The following is a 20,250-nucleotide window of genomic DNA, read 5'->3' as shown; positions in this document are numbered from 1 at the left end:
GTCAGACCTTCCGCTCGGAGGTGTGGGAGAACAAGCCGCCGGGCCGCACGAGCAGGACCAGGACCAGGATGACGAGGGCGGCGAAGGAGACCAGCCCGGAGCCTAGGTATCCGGAGACGAGGCTGAGGCTGAGCCCGATGATCATGCCGCCGGCGACGGCACCGAACGGACTGTCGAGGCCACCGATCACAGCCGCCACGAAGCCGAAGACGACGACCGAGTCCATGTAGCCGGGGTGCACCAGGTTGCCTCCCGCGATGAGCAGGCCGGACAGTGAACCGACCAGTGCGGCGAGCGCCCAGCCGAGCGTCAGCATCGTGCTCACCCGGACGCCCAGCAGGCGGGCCACCTCGGGGTTGAACGCGGAGGCGCGCATCTGCAGACCGATGTCGGTCTTCTGGAAGAGCACGAGCAGTAACAGCATCACCGCGAACACCGCGAGGATGGTGAAGATGCCGAACGGGGTGATCGCCAGGTTCGTGCCGCCCACGGTGATGCCGCGGACTCCGAAGGCCGCCGGGAAGGACTTGTAGTCGCTGCCGAAGATGAGCGCCGCCGCCGAGTGCAGCACGATGAACAGACCGAGGGTCAGGATCACCGCGTTGATGTCGGACTTGCCTTCGACCGGGCGGACGATCACTCGTTCGACGAACGCGCCGAGCAGGAAGCCCGCGACCAGCGCCGCGATGAAGGCGATCCAGTAGTTCATCCCGCGTTCGATGAGGTTCATCGCGACGTAGGTGGTGACCATGGCCATCGGTGCCTGCGCGAAGTTGACGATACGGGTGGAGCGCCAGATGAGCACCAGTGCCAGCGCGAACGCCGAGTACACGGCACCCATGGTGATGCCGTTGAGGATGGTTGTGACGAACTGTTGCACGACGGTTCCCTTCTCAGAACCCGAGGTAGGCGTGGCGTAGACCCTCGTCCGCCGCGAGGGCGTGCGCCTCCTGGGTCGTGACGACCTTGCCGAGGTTGAGGACGACGCCGAGGTCGGCAATGGACAGCGCGCTGCGCGCGTTCTGCTCGACCAACAGGACCGACAGGCCCTGTTCGTCGACGAGCGTGCGCACCAGGTCGAAGATCTGCGCCACGATGCGCGGCGCAAGGCCGAGCGAGGGTTCGTCCAGCAGCAGCACCTTCGGGGTGGCCATCAGCGCTCGCGCGATGACCAGCATCTGGCGCTCGCCACCGGACAGCGTCCCGGCGAAGGCCGAGCGCCGGTCGGCGAGCTTGGGGAACATCTCCCAGACGCGATCCATGGAGACGGGGTCACCGTTCCTGGCGCGTCCCAGTTCACCCAGCCGGAGATTCTCGGTCACGGTGAGTTCGGTGATCACTCCGCGGCCCTCGGGGACGTGGGTGAGGCCGAGGCGGGACATGCGTTCGGGTGCCGCGTGCGTGATGTCAGCGCCGTCGAGGGTCACCGTGCCGGACTGCGGACGGATCAGGCCGGACACGGTGCGCAGCAGTGTGGTCTTGCCGGCGCCGTTGGCGCCCAGCACGGCGGTGATCGTGCGGTCGGGCACCTCGAAGGAGACGCCCTGCAGGGCCTTCACCGGTCCGTAGGAGGCAGAGAGTTCCGAGACCTCAAGCACGTCGGTCTCCGTTCGCGTCGTCACGGTCGAGGGAACGGTTCGGGTCGCGGTCGTCGGCGTCGTCGTCGATCTCACCGTCGTCGTGGGTCACCTCGTTGCCGAGGTAGGCGGCGAGGACGGCCGGGTCCTCCCGGACCTCGTCCGGTGTGCCGCGGGCGATGACTCGGCCGAAGTCGAGCACGGTGATCCGGCTGCACACCCGCATGACCAGATCCATGTGGTGCTCCACGAGCATCACCGACACCCGGTCGGACAGCCCGAGGATGATGTCGCCGAGCTCGGTCATCTCCGACTCGGACAGGCCGGACGCCGGCTCGTCCAGCAGCAGCAACTCCGGCTCGCTGACCAGGGCGCGTGCCAGGGCGACACGCTTGCGGATCGGGTAGGGGAGGCTGGCCGGTGAACGGTCGGCGTATCCCTCGATGTCGAGTTCACGCAGCACTTCGAGGCTGCGCTCGCGCAGTGCCTTCTCGTCGCCGGTGCTGCGTGGGATCGCCAGCAGACCCGACCAGAATCCGGCCCGGCCGTGACGGTCGGCTCCGACCATCACGTTCTCAAGCACGCTGATGCCGTCGAACAGGCCGAGACCCTGCAGGGTGCGGGCGATGCCGTGGCGGGCCAGGTGGTGGGGCCGCAGGCCGTTGAGCTGCTCGCCCTTCCAGGTGATCGTGCCGGAGGACGGTTGTACGAAGCCGCAGGCGACGTTGAACAACGTGGTCTTGCCGGCGCCGTTCGGACCGATCACGCCGTGGACCTCGCTCGGACGGACCTCGAGACCGACGCTGTCGAGCGCGACGATGCCGCCGAAGCGAACGGTGATGTCCTGCAGCGTGAGCATGGTCGTGGGCGAGGCGAGGGCTGCGCGGTCCGGTGCACCGTCTGGTGCAGATGCGCTCACTTTGACTCCTGGGGTGGAAGTGCGGGTGACCCAACTTTGGACGCTACGCACAAGAAGGGGTATGGGCGCAGCGCACAATATCTGTGGTGCAGGCGATCATCCTGGGGATCTGCCTCTAGCGCTTTTTGTGCGCCGGTGTCATTCTCGGCCCATGGCCGCGCCCACCGAGTCGAGTCCGTCGACCTCCCGGCACGAGATTCCCGCCGCCCAGCGGGAGGCGATCCGACGTGCGTGGGCGAGCATGCTCGACGACGCCGAGATCATCGCGGACGCGATCACTCTCGAACTGTTCGGGCGCGACGAGGCCTATTACCAGCAGGTGACCAGCGAACTGCGTGAGGAGGTTCGCACCAGCACCCGCCGCCACGTCCGGGCCGGATTGCTCACGATGGCCGGCCTGGCAGCCCCGGACGATCGCGCGATCCACGTCTGGCGCGAAACCGGGCGCCGGCGCGCACAACAGGGCGTGCCACTGGAACAAGTGTTGAACGCCTACAGCTACGGCGCGAGAGCCCTGTGGGAGACCGTGCTGCTCCAGGGTTCCGGCACCGTGCGCGAGGTGAGCGCGGAGACGCTCATCCTGATGGGACAACAGTTGTGGAGCGCGCTCGACGTGCAGAACGCAACCGCCTGCGAGTCCTACCGTCGCGAGGAAGCGCTGCTGCAACGGCGGGACCTGCAACGCCAGCTCACCGTGCTGGACGGGCTGGTCCAGGGACGTGGGTCCGAGCCTGACTTCGCCTCGGAGGCCCGCCAGGTACTGAGCGTCGGTATCGACGAGGACCTGCTCGCGATCAGCTGCATCAACGACGACGAGGCCGATCAGCCCACCCGGTGGGCCGAGGAACGCCTGGAGCAGATCGGGGTCCAGTCGCACTGGCTCCAACTCGGCGCGCAGACCGTGGGGCTGATCGACCTCGCCGGTCGTGACCCGGCGCCGGTCATCGACCATCTCCAAGTTGCGGCGCGGGGGCGGGCCGCCGTCGCGCTGTGCAGCGACGGTCTGAAGGGTTTCGCGGTCGCGCGACAGCTGGCCTCGCGGGCCGCGTCCTCGCTGCCCCGTGGCAGTCGCGAGGTGGTCGACGTCCGGGATCGTCTGCCGGAGATTCTGCTCACCGGTAGCCCGGAGGCAACCGTGCTCCTGGTCCAGGAGACGCTCGGGCGTCTGAACCAGCAGTCCGACTCGACGCGCCAGATGTTGCTGGAAACCCTCGGCGCGTTGCTGCGGCACGGGGGCTCACCGACCCACGCCGCCCAGGAACTGTTCTGTCACCGCAACACCGTCATCTACCGCCTCAAGCAGATCGAGAACCTCACCGGGCGCTCGCTGACGCAGCCGCGGGATCGGTTGATGCTGTCGCTGGCCATCATCGCCTTGCGCGCCGGAGGAGACGGGGAGAGCGCGCCGTCGTCCGTCGGCGCCTGACGCCCGTCCGGTCAATTAGGATGGCCGACGGCCTGTGGGCCGAAGCGAACGTACGAGTGTGTAGAGGGAGACATGAGCGGTCACTCCAAATGGGCGACGACCAAGCACAAGAAGGCTGCGATCGACGCCAAGCGGGGCAAGCTCTTCGCAAAGCTCATCAAGAACATCGAGGTGGCCGCGCGTCAGGGCGGCGGTGACCCCGCCGGTAACCCCACGCTGTACGACGCGATCCAGAAGGCCAAGAAGTCGTCGGTGCCCAACGACAACATCGACCGCGCCGTCAAGCGTGGTTCGGGCGCCGAGGCGGGCGCCGCCGAGTACATGAGCCTGATGTACGAGGGTTACGCACCCGGGGGAGTCGCGCTGCTCATCGAGTGCCTGACCGACAACAAGAACCGCGCCGTGGCTGAGGTGCGCACCGCGCTGCAGAAGAACGGCGGCTCGATGGCCGACTCCGGCTCGGTCGCCTTCCAGTTCCATCGCAAGGGTGTCGTCATCGTCCCGAAGGGCGACAACACCGAGGACGACCTGCTCGAGATCGTGCTCGACGCCGGCGCCGAGGAGATCAACGACCACGGCGAATCGTTCGAGATCGTCTCCGAGGCAAGCGATTTCGTTGCCGTGCGTGAGGCGCTGCAAGCGGCCGGTGTCGACTATGACTCCGCCGAGTCGTCCTGGCTGCCGACCGTCGAGGTGCCGCTCGACAAAGAAGGCGCCAAGAAGATGTTCCGCGTCATCGAGGCGCTCGAGGACTCCGACGACGTGCAGAACGTGTTCGCCAACGGTGACGTGTCGGACGAGGTGCTCGCCGAACTCGACGCCGAGGACTGATCCCGTTCCACCTCGAACTCGACCCGGCAGACTCGCTCCGCCGGGTCGAGTCGTTTCTTCCTCGATGATGGGTCGGTGCCCGGACTGCTGACCCTGAATCTCTCCAATCCGTCGCGCGTGAAGGCGCAGGCGCTCCTGCACTGGCTGTGGCCGCGCGCAGAAGACGTGTGGGTGCTGACCGAGATCGGCGGCGGCGAGGGGTCACGGTTGATCGAGGCCGTCTGCCGCCAGGCTGGGTACTCGGTCATGTCGTCGGCCGTGATCACACCGGACTCGGCTGCCGATACGACCACGCGTTCGTCACCGAAGGCTCCGTCGTCCGGCGATGCGACCGCGATCAGACACCGCGGATCGAGGGGCACACCGATCATGCGGCGCTCGTGCTCGATGTCGATGCACCCGGCTCATCCCAGTCCGGCGCGCCTGCGTGAATCGCCCCGCCGGTACGGGTTAACGTTCCTGGAACCGAACATTTGTGCGAGGAGTGGACTGTGCGTGTACTCGGCGTCGACCCGGGGCTGACCCGGTGCGGCATCGGAGTGGTCGACGGCGGCATCGGGCAACCGGTGCGGCTCGTGGGCGTCGGCGTGATCCGTACGCCCGTCGGCGACGACCCGGCCGAGCGACTGCTCACCCTGCAGACCGAACTCGACCAGTGGTTGTCCGACTACGAACCGGACGTGGTCGCGGTCGAGCGGGTCTTCGCCAAGGCGAACATCAAAGGGATCATGGGCACCGCGCAGGCGTCCGCCGTGCCGATGCTCGCCGCCGCGCGTCGCGGGTTGCCGTTGGTGATGCACACACCCAGTGAGGTGAAGGCGTCCGTCACCGGCAACGGCCGGGCCGACAAGGCCCAGGTCACTTCGATGGTGACCCGTATCCTGCGGCTCGAGGTCGCGCCCAAACCGGCGGACGCCGCGGACGCACTCGCTCTCGCGATCTGCCATGTCTGGCGCGGGGGTGCGCAGGCACGCATTGCGAACGCCGCTGCTGCACAACGAAACTCACGACCGAAAGAGGCTCCGTTGGTCCGGGCGTCAAACAGGTACGCGCGATGATTTCTTCCATCCGCGGCAGCGTGTTGAGTGCCGGTCTCGACAATGTCGTCGTCGAGGTCGGGGGAGTGGGCCTGCTCGTTCACACCACGCCCGCGCATGCAGCGTCAGCGCGCGTCGGCACCGAAGCGACCTTCTTCACCACGCTGGTCGTGCGCGAGGACTCCCTGACGTTGTACGGGTTCGGCGACGACTCCGAACGCAAGCTGTTCGAACTGGTCCAGACCGTCAGCGGCGTCGGTCCCCGGCTCGCACTGGCGATGCTCGCCGTGCACGCACCGGATGCCCTACGCGGGGCGATCGCCGGTGGGGATGTGCCCACGCTGATGAAGGTGCCCGGTATCGGCAAGAAGGGCGCCGAGCGCATCGTGCTGGAACTCAAGGACAAGGTCGGTGCCCTCACCGGCGGCGGATCTTCCTCGTTGCCGCAGCCGCAGGTGCCTGCCGCCGACGAGACGCAACAACAGGTCGTCGATGCGCTCGTCGGCCTCGGCTGGTCCACCAAACAGGCGCAGGACGCCGTCGCCAAGGTCACCAAGGCCGACGACGCCCCCACGGATGTCTCGCAACTGCTGCGAGTGACCCTTCGTAGCCTGGGCCGATGAGCGAGTACGACGACTCCTCCTACGAGGCCGGCGCCCGCATCGTCGACCCCGGCGTCGCACCCGATGAACGCCACTTCGAGGCGGCACTGCGTCCGAGGCGGTTGGCGGAGTTCCCCGGCCAGCCACGGGTCAGCGAGCAACTCGGACTCGTGCTCGCGGCGGCGAAGCGTCGCGGCACGACGCCCGACCACGTCCTGCTGTCCGGTCCGCCCGGCCTCGGCAAGACCAGCCTGGCGATGATCATCGCCGCCGAACTCGAGCAGCCGATCCGCATCACCAGCGGCCCCGCCATCCAGCACGCCGGTGACCTGGCGGCGATCCTGTCCTCGCTGGCCGAGGGCGAGGTGCTCTTCCTCGACGAGATCCACCGTATGGCCCGTGCGGCCGAGGAGATGTTGTACCTGGCGATGGAGGACTTCCGCGTCGATGTCATCGTCGGCAAGGGCCCTGGCGCAACGGCGATCCCGCTCGAACTGCCGCCGTTCACGGTGGTCGGTGCGACCACCCGGGCCGGTCTGCTGCCGGCCCCGTTGCGAGACCGCTTCGGCTTCACCGGACACCTGGACTTCTACACACCCGAGGATCTCGCGGCCATCCTGCACCGCAGTGCCGGTCTGCTCGGGGTCGACGCCACCCGGCAGGGCATCGCCGAGATCGCCGGACGCTCCCGCGGCACACCCCGTATCGCCAACCGGTTGCTGCGGCGGGTGCGCGACTATGCGCAGATCCATGGCAGCGAGGTCGTCGATCAACCGTCCGCCATGGCTGCGTTGAAGCTGTTCGACGTCGACGAGAAGGGCCTTGACCGGCTCGACCGCGGCGTCCTGGAGACGTTGTGCAAGCGGTTCGGCGGGGGACCGGTCGGGCTCACGACCCTCGCGGTGGCCGTCGGCGAGGAACCCGACACCGTCGAGACGGTCGCCGAGCCGTACCTGGTGCGTGAGGGATATCTGTTGCGCACACCGCGCGGACGTGCCGCGACGGCGCAGGCGTGGGCGCACCTCGGGCTGACGCCGCCCAAGGATGCCGGAACGTGGGCGACGCAGTTGTCGTTGCCTGAGGGTGAAGGTCGTTTCTCGGACTGAACATTCCGATCCATCCGCCGGGTATTGCTCGAACTCGGGCATGACACGCCTCACACCCGAAGTTGGGGCAGCCGCACACCTGACTTAGACTCACCCGTCGGCGTACGCGTCCGATCGCACCGGCGAAGCACAACCGTCCGGGCCGTCGCCACATCTATCGATCGCAGGGAGCACCACTCACATGCACGCACTCGTCGCCGAGACCGGCACTCAGAACTCGGGCGGCATGGTCTTGTTGCTGCTGCCGCTGGCGCTGCTCGCCGTGATGTTCTGGTTCAGCCGTCGCCGGCAGAAGCAGTTCGCGCAGGCGCAGTCGCAGATCACGGTAGGCGACGAAGTCACCACCACGTCCGGCCTGTACGGCCGACTGGTCGCCATGGACGACCAGACCGCAACGCTCGAGGTCGCCGACGGTGTACAACTTCGTTTCGACCGCCGGGCGGTCGTGCCGCGCAGCATGGTCATTGAGGCGACCCCCGAATCCAACGACAAGAAGGCCTGAGTTCGTGGCAACCCGTGCAACCCGTGCTCGTCGTGCACCGGCTTCCAAACCGAAGCGCACGCTGATCCTGCTCTTCTTGATCATCGCCGCGCTCTTCGGCGGCATCGCGGCGACCACCGTCTGGGCCAAGCCGGCCGGACAATGGACCCCGAAGCTCGGCCTCGATCTCGAAGGTGGCCGCCAGGTCGTCCTCGAGCCGGTGCTCGGACGCGGCCAGCAGGTCAGTTCGGGCCAGGTGAACCAGGCGGTGAACATCATCCGCCAGCGCGTCGACGGCACGGGCGTCGCCGAGGCGGAGGTCAGCACCCTGGGTGACCGCAGCATCGTGGTGGCGATCCCGGGCAACCCGTCCAAGGAGATCCTCGACTCTCTCGCGCAGTCCTCCAAGCTGACGATCCGTCCGGTCATCGCCACGACCCCGCCGGTGGCGGATGCCGCTGCAACGGCGAAGCCGTCGACCAGCAGCGCGCCCTCGACTCCGTCCGGCTCGCCCTCGACCGCTCCGGCCAAGCCGAGCACGAGCGCTCCGGCCAAGCCGAGCACCTCTGCACCGGCAGCATCGACCTCTGCGAACGCTCCGTTCCCCGAGGCGTACGCCAAGGCCGCACCGAGCACTCCGGCGCCGAGCACTCCTGCGACCTCCAAGCCTGCGACCTCCAAGCCTGCGACCACGTCGAAGACCGCCGCGACTACGCCCGCTGCTCCGGCCGACCCGGTTCCCGCGCAGCCGACGCTGCCCGGTGCCGAAGACGCCGGTATTCCGGCCACGCCCAGCGACCCGCAGTGGGGCGCCAAGCCGGTCGCCGACATCTGGGTGACCAACGGGCTGGCCAAGAAGGGCACTACTTACCAGCAGTTGATGTCGCAGTTCAGCTGCCGCAACACCGACCCGAAGAAGGGCCCCACCGCGGCGAAGTTCCGTGAGATCTCCGCGCAGGCGCCCGAGGACGAGCCCTCCGTCGCGTGTGCCAAGGACGGCAACGAGGTTCTGCTGATGGGTCCGGTCGAGGTGGACGGTTCCACCATCACCGACGCTTCCTTCGGCCAGCGCACCAACCAGCAGGGCATCGCCACCGGTGAGGTCGCGGTCAACCTGGAGTTCAACGAAGAGGGCAAGAAGGCCTTCGGCGACATGACCCGTCGTCTGTCCTCCCTGCAGCAGGACCAGAACCGCTCCGCGATCAACGTCGACGGGGTCGTCATCTCCGCTCCCGGTACGAACGGCCCGATCGTCGACGGCCGCGCCGAGATCAGCGGAGGCTTCACCTCCGACAGCGCGAAGACCCTCGCCGATCAACTTAAGTTCGGCGCGCTGCCGTTCAGCTTCAAGGAACTCACCTCCGACCAGATCAGCCCGCAGCTGGGCACCGACCAGTTGCAGAAGGGACTCATCGCCGGCGCGATCGGTCTGCTCCTGGTGGTCCTCTACTCGCTGTTCCAGTACCGCGCGCTCGGCCTGGTGACCGTGGCCTCGCTGATCGTGGCCGGTCTGCTCACCTACGGTGCGGTCACCTTCCTGGGCTACGCGAACAACTTCCGTCTGACCATGGCCGGCATCACCGGCCTCATCGTCGCGATCGGTATCACCGCCGACTCCTTCATCGTCTACTTCGAACGAGTCAGGGACGAAGTCAGATCCGGAAGACCATTGCGTGCCGCCGTCGAGACGGGTTGGGCCCGTGCCCGCCGCACGATCCTGATCTCCGACGCGATGAACTTCATCGCCGCCGCGGTGCTGTACGTGTTGTCCGAATCCAGCGTGAAGGCGTTCGCGTTCACCCTCGGTGTCACAACCCTGATCGACCTGCTGGTCGTCGTGATGTTCACCCACCCGGTGCTGTCGCTGCTGGCCCGCACCAAGTTCTTCGGCGACGGACACAAGTGGTCCGGCTTCGACCCCGAGCGCCTGGGCGCCAAGGGTGCGACCTACGCCGGGCGCGGACGCGTCACGATCGCCGATCGCAAGGCCGCTGCGGCCGAAGGAGGAATGCTCTGATGGCGAGCTTCGCGCAGTTCGGTAACGACCTCTACACCGGACGCCGTCAATTCGACTTCGTCGGACGCCGCAAGACCTGGTACGTCATCTCCGCGATCCTTCTCGTCGTCGCGGCCGCCGGCCTGCTCGGCCGGGGTCTGAACCTCGGCCTGGAGTTCAAGGGCGGCTCGGAGCTTCGCGTCCAGGGCGTCACCCAGATGGACAACTACGAGGAGCGCGCCAAGGACGCCGTGAGTTCCGCCACCGGTGCCAACGACTCGCTCAACGTCACCAAACTGGGTGACAACCAGGTGCGCATCCAGGCCAAGAAACTCGGCGACAACTCGGCCGCGACGACCGACAAGGTCTCGAACGCGCTGGCCGAGGAGTTCGGTGTCCCGGCCACCTCCATCGACAGTTCGTACATCGGACCGTCCTGGGGTGAGACCGTCACCCGCAAGGCCCTGATCGCGTTGATCGTCTTCCTGGTGCTGGTCTCCGTCGTGCTCGCGATCTACTTCCGCACGTGGGCGATGGCGGTCGCCGCGCTGGTCGCGTTGATGCACGACCTCGCGTTCACCGTCGGCATTTACGCGCTGTCCGGGTTCGAGGTCTCGCCGGCCACGATGATCGGCTTCCTGACGATCCTCGGTTACTCGATCTACGACACCGTCGTCGTGTTCGACAAGGTGCGTGAGAACGTCGACGAGGCGCACGCCACCGGTAAGCGTTCCTACGCGCAGGCTGCCAACTACGCCGTCAACCAGACGCTCGTCCGTTCGATCAACACCTCGGTCGTCGCGTTGCTGCCGATCCTGGCGTTGCTGGTCGTCGGATTCACCATGCTCGGCCCGGGCACCCTGCTCGACCTCGCGCTGGTGCTGTTCATCGGCATCGCCGTCGGCACGTACTCCTCGATCTTCATCGCCACTCCGCTGCTGGTGTCGCTGCGCAACCGTGAGCCCGCCAACAAGGAACTGGCCCGGCGCGCGGCGCAGTACCAGGAAGCGACCGGAGCCGACCACGCAGGCACCGCCGAGACCTCGTCCGGCGTCGTCGACCCGGAGCGGGAGAAGGAACTCGTCGCCGCCCGCAAGGAACGCACCGCCCGTAAGCGTGAGGTGCACCCGTGGGCCACGAAGGACGACGCGTGAGCAACGCCTCGCAGGTGCTCCTGGAGCGCGTGCGCGACATCCCCGACTTCCCCCGGCCGGGCGTGTTGTTCAAGGACCTCAACCCCCTGTTCGCGGACCCCGACGCGTTCGCTCTCGTGCTCGGCGAGGTGGCGTCCGGCTGGGAGGGCACGATCGACCTGGTCGCCGGCATCGAAGCTCGCGGCTTCGTCGTGGGCGCTGCGCTGGCCCAGCGGATGGGCGTGGGTTTCCTGCCGGTGCGCAAGGCTGGCAAGTTGCCGGGGGAGACGATCGACCAGACGTACGACCTGGAGTACGGCACCGCCACCATCGAGATCCCGGCCGACGCGTGCGAGGGCAAGCGCGTGCTGTTGGTCGACGACGTGCTGGCCACCGGGGGCACCGCCGCCGCTGCGGTCTCGCTGCTGGAACGGGCGGGCGCGGCGGTCGTCGGGATCGAGTTCCTGCTCGAGGTCGGGTTCCTGGAGGGGCGTCGGCTGCTGGAGGGTCACGAGGTCTCGGTCGTCGCGACCGTGTGACGGCACGGCGGTCAGTTCTGCCGCGCCGCGGCACTAAGATCAATTCATGGTCGAGCAGGAGCGTTCCGGGTCGCGGGTCAGGGCCCGTCTGGTGCGGCTGGGCGCCCCGCGCACACCGCAGCACAAGGTGCTCGGCCCGCTGCTGCGCACCGTCCGTGCCTCTCACCCCAAGGCCGATGTCACGCTGCTGGAACGCGCGTATGCCGTGGCCGAACACGCCCACCGCGGGCAGACCCGCAAGTCCGGCGACCCGTACATCACCCACCCGCTCGCGGTCACCACGATCCTGGCCGAACTCGGCATGCAGCCGGCCGTGCTCGCCGCCGCGCTGCTGCACGACACCGTCGAGGACACCGACTACTCACTGACCCAGTTGCGCGAGGACTTCGGCGAGGAGATCGCCCTCCTGGTCGACGGCGTCACCAAGCTGGACAAGATGAAGTACGGCGACGCGGCGCAGGCCGAGACCGTCCGCAAGATGGTCGTCGCGATGGCCAAGGACATCCGGGTGCTGGTCATCAAACTCGCCGACCGGCTGCACAACGCGCGCACCTGGCGCTACGTGTCGGTGGAGTCGGCGACCCGCAAGGCCAACGAGACGCTCGAGATCTACGCTCCGCTCGCGCATCGACTGGGCATGAACACCATCAAGTGGGAGTTGGAAGACCTCTGCTTCGCGGTGCTGCACCCCAAGCTGTACGACGAGATCGCCCGGTTGGTGGCCGACGCCGCACCCGCGCGCGAGCAGTATCTGCAGGGTTTCCGCGAACAGGTCAGTACCGACCTCAAGGCGGCGCGGATCGACGCGACGGTCACCAGTCGGCCCAAGCACTACTACTCGGTCTACCAGAAGATGATCGTGCGCGGCCGGGAGTTCAAGGACATCTACGACCTGGTCGCGGTGCGCATCCTGGTCGACTCGGTGCGCGACTGTTACGCGGTGCTCGGCACCCTGCACACCCGGTGGAGCCCGGTGCCGGGGCGGTTCAAGGACTACATCGCCACCCCGAAGATGAACATGTACCAGTCGTTGCACACGACGATCATCGGGCCCGACGGCAAGTCGGTGGAGATCCAGATCCGCACCCACGCGATGCACCACCGGGCCGAGTACGGCGTTGCGGCGCACTGGAAGTACAAGGACGATGCGAAGTCGGCTGCTGCGCCGGTCCCGGCGGCGTCCGACGGCGGGCAGCTCGATGAAATGGCCTGGTTCCGCCAGTTGCTGGAATGGCAGCGCGAGACCGCCGACCCCGACGAGTTCCTCGACAACCTGCGCTTCGATGTCGGCAGTCAGGAGGTCTACGTCTTCACGCCCAAGGGTGAGGTCGTCGGTCTACCCGTCGGGTCGACCCCCGTCGACTTCGCCTACGCGGTGCACACCGAGGTCGGTCACCACACGATCGGGGCCCGGATCAACGGACGGCTCGCGCCGCTGGAGTCGCCGGTCGAGAACGGCGACGTCATCGAGGTGCTCACCAGCAAGGCGGACGGCGCCGGGCCCAGTCGTGACTGGCTGGGCTTCGTCGCCAGCCCGCGCGCCCGAAGCAAGATCCGCCAGTGGTTCTCCCGCGAACGTCGCGAGGAAGCGATCGACTCCGGCAAGGACCAGCTGACCAAGGCGCTGCGCAAACAGGGTCAGGGCATCGCGCGATTGACCAATGTCGACACCATGGCCAAGGTCGCGACCGGTCTGCACTACCAGGACGTCGACTCGCTGTACGCCGCGATCGGCGACAACCACGTCTCCGCCGAACACGTCTCCAAGCTGCTGCGCGAGGCCGTCGGTCCGGACGAGCCGGAGCCGCAGCAGACTCCCGAGAGCGCTCCGATCATCACCCGCGCCGAGACGCGGCGGCGTGCGGGCGACCCGGGAGTCACGGTCGTGGGCACCGACGACGTCTGGGTGAAGCTGGCCCGGTGCTGCACCCCGATGCCCGGCGACGACATCCTCGGCTTCGTGACCACCGGTCATGGCGTGTCCGTGCACCGCGACGACTGCACGAACGCCGCCCAGTTGAAGTCCCAGCCGGATCGGCTGGTCGAGGTCGCGTGGGCGCCGTCCGCGGCGAGCGTGTTCATGGTGCAGTTGCAGGTCGAGGCGCTCGACCGCAAGGGCCTGCTCTCCGACGTGACCCGGGTGCTGTCCGAACAGCACGTCAACATCCTGTCGGCGAACCTGTCGACCGCGAACAATCGCGTCGCCGTCTCCCGGTTCACTTTCGAGATGGGCGACGCCGGCTACCTCGACCACGTGATCCGGGCAGTGCGCAAGGTGGACGGCGTGTTCGACGTATACCGGCTCACCGGCTCCGGTCAGCGCGTCGGCGCCTCCTGACCCCGACTCGTCTTGAACGGGCGTCCATCACGGTTTGATCTCGTCGGCCGCGTCACCCGTGACGACCCACCCCTGGGTGTAGTACCATGGTGGCCATGCGTGACGAGGGGGGCGTGCGCGCCGGCGAGCAAACGCCGGCTGCGCGTAAGCATGTCGGGGGACTGGACGGACTGCGAGCGATAGCAGTCGTCGCCGTCATCCTCTACCACCTCGAACTGCCCTGGGCCGCAGGCGGATTCCTCGGAGTCGACATCTTCTTCGTGATCAGCGGCTACCTGATCACCTCGCAATTGTGGGCCCGCGCATCTGCTCCGGGCGGCGGAGTCGATCTGCGTCGGTTCTGGGCGGCTCGTGCACGCCGGCTGATCCCGGCACTGGTCGTCGTCCTGCTCGCCACCACGCTCGCGCAGCTCGCCGCCGGACGCGATCAGCTCACCAGCTACCTCGGCGACCTCGGTGCGGCCGCGACGTACACCTCCAACTGGTGGTACGTGCTGCACGAACGTTCCTATTTCGAGGCGTTCGGTCGACCGCCGGCCCTGCAGCACCTGTGGTCGCTGGCGGTGGAGGAGCAGTTCTACGTCGTCTGGCCGTTGGTGGTCGCGATCATCGTGTTCGTGTTCCGTCGTCCGCATGCGCGCAGGTTCGCGATGCTCACGGTCTGCGTACTCGGCGCGGCCGCGTCGATGCTCGTGATGGGCGTGGGCACCTGGCGTTCCGGCGCGCCGCTGGGAGCAGACGCCTCCCGTTTCTACTTCGGCACCGACTCCCACAGCGCCGGTCTGCTGGTCGGCGCGGCGCTTGCGGTATGGCGCGGCGGCGCCGGCTTCGGCGGACCCGCGCTCCGCCCGGCCACCGTTCGGTCGACGCTTGTCGGAGTCGTGGCGCTCGGTGCCCTGCTGTGGTCGCTGTGGGCGGTGCACTCATGGTCGGTTGCGTTGTACCGCTGGGGTTTCGCGGCTCTCGCTCTGCTCACGGCCGTTCTCGTCGCGGCTGCCACTCGTCCCGGTGTGCTGGGCCGAGTGCTCGACCTCGAACCCCTCGCTGCGATCGGACGCCGGTCCTACGGCCTCTACCTGTGGCACTGGCCGGTCTTCGTCTTCACCCGTCCCGAACTCGACGTCCCGCTGACCGGCACGGCGAACATCGCCCTCAAGCTCGGACTGACGTTCGTGCTGTCGGAGTTGTCGTATCAACTGGTCGAGCAACCCGTCCGACGGCTGGGGCTGCGCGGTGCATGGCGGTCACTGCGTTCGCACTCGATCGGACGTATCGCGCGTCCGGCGCTGGTGTGCACGCTCGTCGCGGTCTTCGCATCGACCGGTGCCGTCGCCGCGATGAGCCCGCAGCCGAAGACCACGGCGAAAGCTGCCGTCACCGCGGCTGTCGAGGAGCCTGCTCCGCCGTCGTTCGCCGTCCCGTCTGCGGCGCCGTCAGCAACGAGCGACCGACCGACCGGTTCCGCCACTTCGGCGCCGTCCCTGACCGCATCGCCGACGTCGTCAACCAGCAGTTCACCGACTCCGTCCTTCGACGGTCGCACATCGGACATGACCATGACCGTGTTCGGTGACTCGTTCGCGATCGGTGCCGCCAACGGGTTGCACCGGCGGTTCAAGACGGCGACCCTGCACGCCAAGGAAGGTGAGCAGGGGTTCGTCGCTGTGTCCGAACTCGACCGGTTGGCGCCGTCCCTGACCACGGACATCGTCCTCATCCATGTCGGCAACAACGGTGTCATCGACGAGGTCGCGCTGGCCGCCGCCATCGCGAAGATCCCGACGCACAGCGTCGTGGTGCTCGGGCTTCCTCGCGTGCCTCGGTTCTGGCAGAACGAGGTGGTCAAGCAGTTGCGCTCGGTCGCCGCTCGCTCACCGCGAGTGAAGGTGGCTGACTGGTACTCCCTGGCCAACCCGCACGACGACTGGTTCGTCGACGGAGTTCACCCGAACGGCAACGGAGTTCGCGAGTACGGCAACTTGATCCAGCGCACCGTCCTCGGCGAGTAGAACCGAACCTGCTCAGGCAGGTGCGAGGAACGCGGTCAACGCGTCGGCGTACATCTGCTGGTCGTCCGAACCGACGAGTTCGCGCACCGAGTGCATCGACAGGGTCGGCGCACCGAAGTCGACGGTGGTCGCACCGGTGAGCGCCGAGGTCATCGGTCCGACGGTCGAGCCGCACGGCAGATCCGAACGCATGACGAAGGACTGCATCGGCACGCCGGCCTGCTCACAGGCGAGCGCGAACGACCCGGCACCGACGCTGTCGGTGGCGTAACGGCCGTTGGTGTTGACCTTCAACACCGGACCGCCGTTCAGCGCGATGCGGTGGTCGGGTTCGTGCCGGTCGGCGTAGTTGGGGTGGGTGGCGTGCGCCATGTCGCCGGACGCGATCACCGTGCCGGCAAGCGCACGGTGGTAGTCGTCCCGTCCGCCACCGAGCCCGGAGACGATCCGTTCGAGCACGGTCGGCAGCAGCACCGAGAAGGCGCCACGCTCGGTCATCGACCCGATCTCCTCGTGGTCGAAGAGCACCAGCACCTGGACGGCCGGTTCGGCCGGCCCGTCCTCGACCGCGCGGATCAGCGCCCGGGTGCCCGCGTAGGACGTAGCGAGGTTGTCCATCCGCGCGCCGGCCACGAACTCACCGTTCAGCCCCGTGCGGGCGGCCGGTTGGATGTCGTGCGTCATCACATCCCATGCCAGGACGTCGGCCCCGTCGACCCCGAGCCGGTCAGCGAGGAATCCGCGGAACGAGGGTGCGTCACCCAGCGCCCAGTGCGGTGCGATCTGGAACTGCTTGTTGAAGACCTCGCCCTCCGCGGCGCTGCGGTCGAGGTGGATCGCAAGTCGCGAGATACGCAGCAGCGGTTCGTCGATCCGTAGCAGTTTCGCTGCGACAGAGCCGTTCTCGCGAACAGTGACCCGACCCGAGAGGCCGAGGTCGCGGTCCAGCCAGCTGTTCAGGATGATGCCGCCGTACGGCTCGACCCCCAACTGTGCGTAGCCGATGCTGCGATGGTCGGGCTGCGGCTTGATCCGGAAGTTGGGGGAGTCGGTGTGCGCCCCGACGATGCGGAACGGTGTCGTGGCGCCGTCGGCGTGCTCGGTGCTCCACGCGGCCAGCGTGCCGCCGCGGACGAGGTAGTAGCGCCCGGGTTCGCTCGGCCAGGCGTCCGTCTCCAGCAGCCGGACGAAACCCGCGTCCTCCAGCATGCGAGCTGACGTCTCGCACGCATGGAACGGCGACGGGCTCGTGCCCAGGTACTCGATCAGTCCGTCCGCGGCATCCAGCATCAGCTGCCGAACTCCTTCAGTCCGCCCATCGCCTGGTCGAGCCAGGTTTGCTTGGTCTTGAGCTCCTCGCGCAGCTTCGCGGCCTTCTTGTCATCACCCTTGGCCTCGGCCGCGGTGATCTCGTCCTGCAGGTCGCTGACCGCCCGCTGCAGCTGCTGCGCGAACGATCCGGCGCGCGCAGCGAGTTCGGGGTCGGTCTTCTTCCACTGCTTGTTTTCAGCCTCGCGGATGGTCTGCTCGACCTTGCGCATGCCGCGCTCCATCCGCTCGATGTCCTTACGCGGCACCTTGCCGGCGGCGTCCCACTTGTCCTGGATCGCGTGCAGATCCTTCTTGGCCTTCTCCAGGTCCTTGATCGGCACAAGCGCCTGCGCCTGGGTGAGGAGTTCTTCCTTCACCTTCAGGTTGGCCTCGAACTCGACGTTCTCAGCGGCGGCCACTTCGTCCTTGGCGTTGAAGAACGCGTCCTGAGCTGCCTTGAACTTCGCCCACAGTGCGTCGTCGTCGGCACGGGAGGCGCGACCGGCGCGCTTCCACTCGCTCATCAACCGCTTGAACGCACCTGCGGTCGGGCCCCACTCGGTGCTCTCGGACAGCTTCTCGGCTTCCTCGACCAACTTCTGCTTGGTGGCCTTGGCGGAAGAGTGCTCCTCGTCGAGCTTGGCGAAATGGGTGCGTCGGGTCTTGTCGAAGCCGTTCCGGGCGGCGCTGAACCGCGTCCACAGGGAGTTCTCGGTCTCCTTGTCGAGCCGAACCTGGCTGCGCTGCAACGTCTTCCACTCGTCCAACAGTTCGCGCATTCGAGCGGTGGACTGCTTCCACTGCACCTTCTCGACCGGCTGGGACGCGATCTTCTCCGCCTCGGCGACAAGCTCCTCGCGCTTGGCGGCCGACTCCTTCTTGGCCTCGGCGCGAACCTTCGACTCGACCTCGGCCTTGGCTGCGAGGGCGGTCGCGATCTGCTCGACGGTGTTGTCGAGTGCGGGCAGGTCACCGACGACGTTCGCCTGCAAGACCTGCTCGCGCAGGGACTTCAGCGCCGTCTGGCCGTCCTGGGTGGACAGGTCGGTCTGCACCACGCGCTGCAGCAGCAGGTTCGCGGATGCCGCCAACTCGTCGTACTTGCGGGCGAAGTAGGCGAGCGCCTCCTCGTGGGTGGCGTCGGGGTAGGACCCGACCTCCTTCTCACCGTCCGGGGTGCGGACGAACACGGTGCCGTCGTCGGCGACCCGGCCGAACGTCACGGAGTTGCTGGACGCGGCCACCGGGGTGGCAGCGGGCGCTGCGGCCGGGGTGTGCGGCTTGATCGCAGCGGGCGTGGGGACGCCGGGGCGGGGCGTCGGCTTCGGTGCGTCGGTCGACATCGTCAGGCCTTCTTCTCAGTGACGGTGATCTTCTTGATCGTGACAGGGGTCTTGGGTGCGGTGCCGTCGGCACCGACGCCGCCGGCAGCCACCTTGTCGACGACGGCCATGCCGCTGACCACCTTGCCGAAGATGGTGTAGCCGCCGGCGCTGTCGGACGGGATCGGCACGTCCTTCAGGGTGACGAAGAACTGACCGCCGTTGCTGTCGCCCTTGTTTCCCTGGCGCGCCATCGCAAGAGTGCCGCGCGGGTACTGGTCGTCGGCGGGTGCGTTCTCCAGGCCGTAGGTGTAGCCCGGCCCGCCCTGACCCGTGCCAGTGGGGTCACCGCACTGCAGCACGAAGTCAGGCACGAGACGGTGGCACGAGGTGTCGGCGTAGTAGGCGCCCGAGAGCTGGATGAACGACGCGACCGTCTGCGGTGCCTTGTCGCCGTACAGCTCGAACTTCACCGTGCCCTGGTCGGTCTCCATGCTGGCGTCGAAGGTCTTGCCCTGCGCGCACTCCTTGGCCGGCAGCTTCAGGCCCTCTTTGCTCGTCGCCGGCGTGCAGGCCGCGCCACCTGCACCACCCGCGCCGGCCGAGGTCGCCGACGATCCGGCGGACGTGGTGTTCTGCGGGCTGTCGTCACCATCGGCGCAACCGGCGAGTGAACCGCCGATCACGGTGGCTGCCACAAGGGCTGAGATCAGACGGTGCGGACGGCGCGTGCTTGCTCGCTCGGTGGGTCGCGATGTGGGTCGCACGGGTGAGGACTCCCAGTCGGTGCAGCCTGGCGGCTTGTACTGCCCCGAAGGGCACGGTCGCCGGCCAGTCTAGGGACATCCGTCCGGCGCGTGCCCGGGCGGCAGGTCACGACCTGGATACGCCGTCGATAGGCTTGGCCGGTGCTGACCGTCTATTTCCCGGCCCAGGCCTTCGCAACCAACTGTTATGTGCTGGCCACCGGCCGCGGACAGGAGTGCGTCGTCGTCGACCCGGGCATCGGGGTGATGCCGCAGCTGACCGAGGTCCTGACCGATCTCGACCTGAAGCCGACCGCCGTGCTGTTGACCCACGGACACGTCGATCACGTGTACTCCGTGACGCCCGTCTGCGGCGGCGAACTCGGCGCCTACATCCACCACGACGACCGTTACCGGCTCGCCGACCCGCTGTCGAGCCTCGATCCGGGCCTGCTGCACATGTTCGAGCAGCAGTTCGGGCAACAGGCCAGTTGGAAGGAACCCGAGCACATCGTCGAGATCGCCGACGCACAGAAGCTGACGCTCGCCGGCCTCGACTTCACCGTCAGCCACGCCCCCGGCCATACCGAGGGTTCGGTGATGTTCGGCATCGACACGACTCCGGACGGTCTTCCCGGCGAGGTCGAGGTGACCTCGACCGTGCTGTCCGGCGACGTGCTGTTCGCGGGCTCCATCGGCCGCACCGACCTACCGGGCGGTTCGCACGAGTCGATGCAGCGGTCGCTGAAGGACGTCGTCCTGCCGCTGCCCGACACCGCACTGGTGCTGCCCGGCCACGGCCCCGGCACCACCATGGCTCACGAGCGCATGAGCAACCCCTTCCTCCAGAACCTCTGACACACAAGGATTCACAACA

The 20,250-nt window shown here is 67.7% G+C and carries 18 protein-coding genes; 12 read left to right on the top strand and 6 right to left on the bottom strand.

Features of this window, described 5'->3' with window-relative positions; all coding sequences use genetic code 11:
- Position 1: 1 nt before the first annotated feature.
- Genes EU513_RS00635 through EU513_RS00625 form a run of 3 tightly spaced genes read right to left on the bottom strand, consistent with a single transcriptional unit; the run spans position 2 to position 2,496 of the window.
- A complete protein-coding gene (locus tag EU513_RS00635; protein ID WP_129623933.1) occupies positions 2-880 on the bottom strand; it encodes a branched-chain amino acid ABC transporter permease in 879 nt (292 codons plus the stop codon).
- A 13-nt stretch (positions 881-893) separates the two neighbouring features.
- Complete coding sequence (locus tag EU513_RS00630) at positions 894-1,598, bottom strand: ABC transporter ATP-binding protein (protein ID WP_129623932.1); 705 nt, start codon at positions 1,596-1,598, stop codon at positions 894-896.
- Positions 1,591-2,496, bottom strand: coding sequence for an ABC transporter ATP-binding protein (locus EU513_RS00625; RefSeq protein WP_239701940.1), 906 nt, complete (start codon positions 2,494-2,496; stop codon positions 1,591-1,593). The genes EU513_RS00630 and EU513_RS00625 overlap by 8 nt, the downstream gene beginning before the upstream one ends.
- A gap of 151 nt (positions 2,497-2,647) precedes the next feature.
- Here EU513_RS00625 and EU513_RS00620 point away from each other — a divergent pair, with 151 nt between their 5' ends.
- The 11 genes from EU513_RS00620 (at position 2,648) to EU513_RS00570 (ending at position 15,994) form a co-directional block, all read left to right on the top strand.
- Positions 2,648-3,922 carry a CdaR family transcriptional regulator gene (locus EU513_RS00620; protein ID WP_168990081.1) on the top strand — a complete coding sequence of 425 codons (1,275 nt, stop codon included), beginning with the start codon at positions 2,648-2,650 and terminating at the stop codon, positions 3,920-3,922.
- A 72-nt stretch (positions 3,923-3,994) separates the two neighbouring features.
- Positions 3,995-4,753 carry a YebC/PmpR family DNA-binding transcriptional regulator gene (locus EU513_RS00615; protein WP_129623929.1) on the top strand — a complete coding sequence of 253 codons (759 nt, stop codon included), beginning with the start codon at positions 3,995-3,997 and terminating at the stop codon, positions 4,751-4,753.
- Between the two features lie 491 nt (positions 4,754-5,244).
- Positions 5,245-5,811: a crossover junction endodeoxyribonuclease RuvC gene (gene ruvC / locus EU513_RS00610; protein ID WP_129623928.1), complete on the top strand. Its 567-nt coding sequence runs from the start codon at positions 5,245-5,247 to the stop codon at positions 5,809-5,811.
- Entirely contained in the window at positions 5,808-6,413 is a 606-nt protein-coding gene (gene ruvA, locus EU513_RS00605; RefSeq protein WP_129623927.1) for a Holliday junction branch migration protein RuvA, read from the top strand. The genes ruvC and ruvA overlap by 4 nt, the downstream gene beginning before the upstream one ends.
- Complete coding sequence (gene ruvB / locus EU513_RS00600) at positions 6,410-7,498, top strand: Holliday junction branch migration DNA helicase RuvB (protein ID WP_129623926.1); 1,089 nt, start codon at positions 6,410-6,412, stop codon at positions 7,496-7,498. Before ruvA ends, ruvB begins: the two co-directional genes overlap by 4 nt.
- Positions 7,499-7,679: 181 nt before the next feature.
- Complete coding sequence (gene yajC / locus EU513_RS00595; protein ID WP_129623925.1) at positions 7,680-8,000, top strand: preprotein translocase subunit YajC; 321 nt, start codon at positions 7,680-7,682, stop codon at positions 7,998-8,000.
- Positions 8,001-8,004: 4 nt separating this feature from the next.
- Positions 8,005-9,996, top strand: a complete 1,992-nt coding sequence (gene secD, locus EU513_RS00590; protein ID WP_129623924.1) for a protein translocase subunit SecD — start codon at positions 8,005-8,007, stop codon at positions 9,994-9,996.
- Entirely contained in the window at positions 9,996-11,129 is a 1,134-nt protein-coding gene (gene secF / locus EU513_RS00585; protein WP_129623923.1) for a protein translocase subunit SecF, read from the top strand. Before secD ends, secF begins: the two co-directional genes overlap by 1 nt.
- Entirely contained in the window at positions 11,126-11,647 is a 522-nt protein-coding gene (locus EU513_RS00580; RefSeq protein ID WP_129623922.1) for an adenine phosphoribosyltransferase, read from the top strand. The genes secF and EU513_RS00580 overlap by 4 nt, the downstream gene beginning before the upstream one ends.
- A gap of 46 nt (positions 11,648-11,693) precedes the next feature.
- Positions 11,694-13,985, top strand: a complete 2,292-nt coding sequence (locus tag EU513_RS00575; protein WP_129623921.1) for a bifunctional (p)ppGpp synthetase/guanosine-3',5'-bis(diphosphate) 3'-pyrophosphohydrolase — start codon at positions 11,694-11,696, stop codon at positions 13,983-13,985.
- A gap of 95 nt (positions 13,986-14,080) precedes the next feature.
- A complete protein-coding gene (locus tag EU513_RS00570) occupies positions 14,081-15,994 on the top strand; it encodes an acyltransferase family protein (protein WP_168990080.1) in 1,914 nt (637 codons plus the stop codon).
- A 12-nt stretch (positions 15,995-16,006) separates the two neighbouring features.
- On the opposite strand, the gene EU513_RS00565 is transcribed toward EU513_RS00570, so the two are convergent.
- Genes EU513_RS00565 through EU513_RS00555 form a run of 3 tightly spaced genes read right to left on the bottom strand, consistent with a single transcriptional unit; the run spans position 16,007 to position 19,325 of the window.
- Positions 16,007-17,284 (bottom strand): M18 family aminopeptidase, encoded by a 1,278-nt coding sequence (locus EU513_RS00565; RefSeq protein ID WP_129623919.1) that lies wholly within the window; start codon positions 17,282-17,284, stop codon positions 16,007-16,009.
- Positions 17,284-18,648: a DUF349 domain-containing protein gene (locus EU513_RS00560; protein ID WP_129623918.1), complete on the bottom strand. Its 1,365-nt coding sequence runs from the start codon at positions 18,646-18,648 to the stop codon at positions 17,284-17,286. Before EU513_RS00560 ends, EU513_RS00565 begins: the two co-directional genes overlap by 1 nt.
- A 2-nt stretch (positions 18,649-18,650) precedes the next feature.
- Entirely contained in the window at positions 18,651-19,325 is a 675-nt protein-coding gene (locus tag EU513_RS00555; protein WP_136622850.1) for a peptidylprolyl isomerase, read from the bottom strand.
- Positions 19,326-19,535: 210 nt separating this feature from the next.
- On the opposite strand from EU513_RS00555, the gene EU513_RS00550 reads away from it, so the two are divergent.
- Positions 19,536-20,231: an MBL fold metallo-hydrolase gene (locus tag EU513_RS00550; protein ID WP_129623916.1), complete on the top strand. Its 696-nt coding sequence runs from the start codon at positions 19,536-19,538 to the stop codon at positions 20,229-20,231.
- The last annotated feature ends 19 nt before the right edge of the window (positions 20,232-20,250 follow it).

This window comes from Yimella sp. RIT 621 (assembly GCF_004146205.1).
GTDB classification, from domain to species: Bacteria; Actinomycetota; Actinomycetes; order Actinomycetales; family Dermatophilaceae; genus Yimella; species Yimella lutea.
The sequence above is the reverse complement of the archived record's forward strand: the minus strand, read 5'-3'. Positions and strand labels throughout refer to the sequence as shown.

Bases quoted from the DNA above. Each gene is read 5' to 3' on its own strand.
- EU513_RS00620 (WP_168990081.1), top strand. From the start codon at position 2,648: ATGGCCGCGCCCACCGAGTCGAGTCCGTCGACCTCCCGGCACGAGATT.
- EU513_RS00615 (WP_129623929.1), top strand. From the start codon at position 3,995: ATGAGCGGTCACTCCAAATGGGCGACGACCAAGCACAAGAAGGCTGCG.
- ruvA (WP_129623927.1), top strand. From the start codon at position 5,808: ATGATTTCTTCCATCCGCGGCAGCGTGTTGAGTGCCGGTCTCGACAAT.
- ruvB (WP_129623926.1), top strand. From the start codon at position 6,410: ATGAGCGAGTACGACGACTCCTCCTACGAGGCCGGCGCCCGCATCGTC.
- yajC (WP_129623925.1), top strand. From the start codon at position 7,680: ATGCACGCACTCGTCGCCGAGACCGGCACTCAGAACTCGGGCGGCATG.
- secF (WP_129623923.1), top strand. From the start codon at position 9,996: ATGGCGAGCTTCGCGCAGTTCGGTAACGACCTCTACACCGGACGCCGT.
- EU513_RS00575 (WP_129623921.1), top strand. From the start codon at position 11,694: ATGGTCGAGCAGGAGCGTTCCGGGTCGCGGGTCAGGGCCCGTCTGGTG.
- EU513_RS00570 (WP_168990080.1), top strand. From the start codon at position 14,081: ATGCGTGACGAGGGGGGCGTGCGCGCCGGCGAGCAAACGCCGGCTGCG.
- EU513_RS00565 (WP_129623919.1), bottom strand. From the start codon at position 17,284: ATGCTGGATGCCGCGGACGGACTGATCGAGTACCTGGGCACGAGCCCG.
- EU513_RS00560 (WP_129623918.1), bottom strand. From the start codon at position 18,648: ATGTCGACCGACGCACCGAAGCCGACGCCCCGCCCCGGCGTCCCCACG.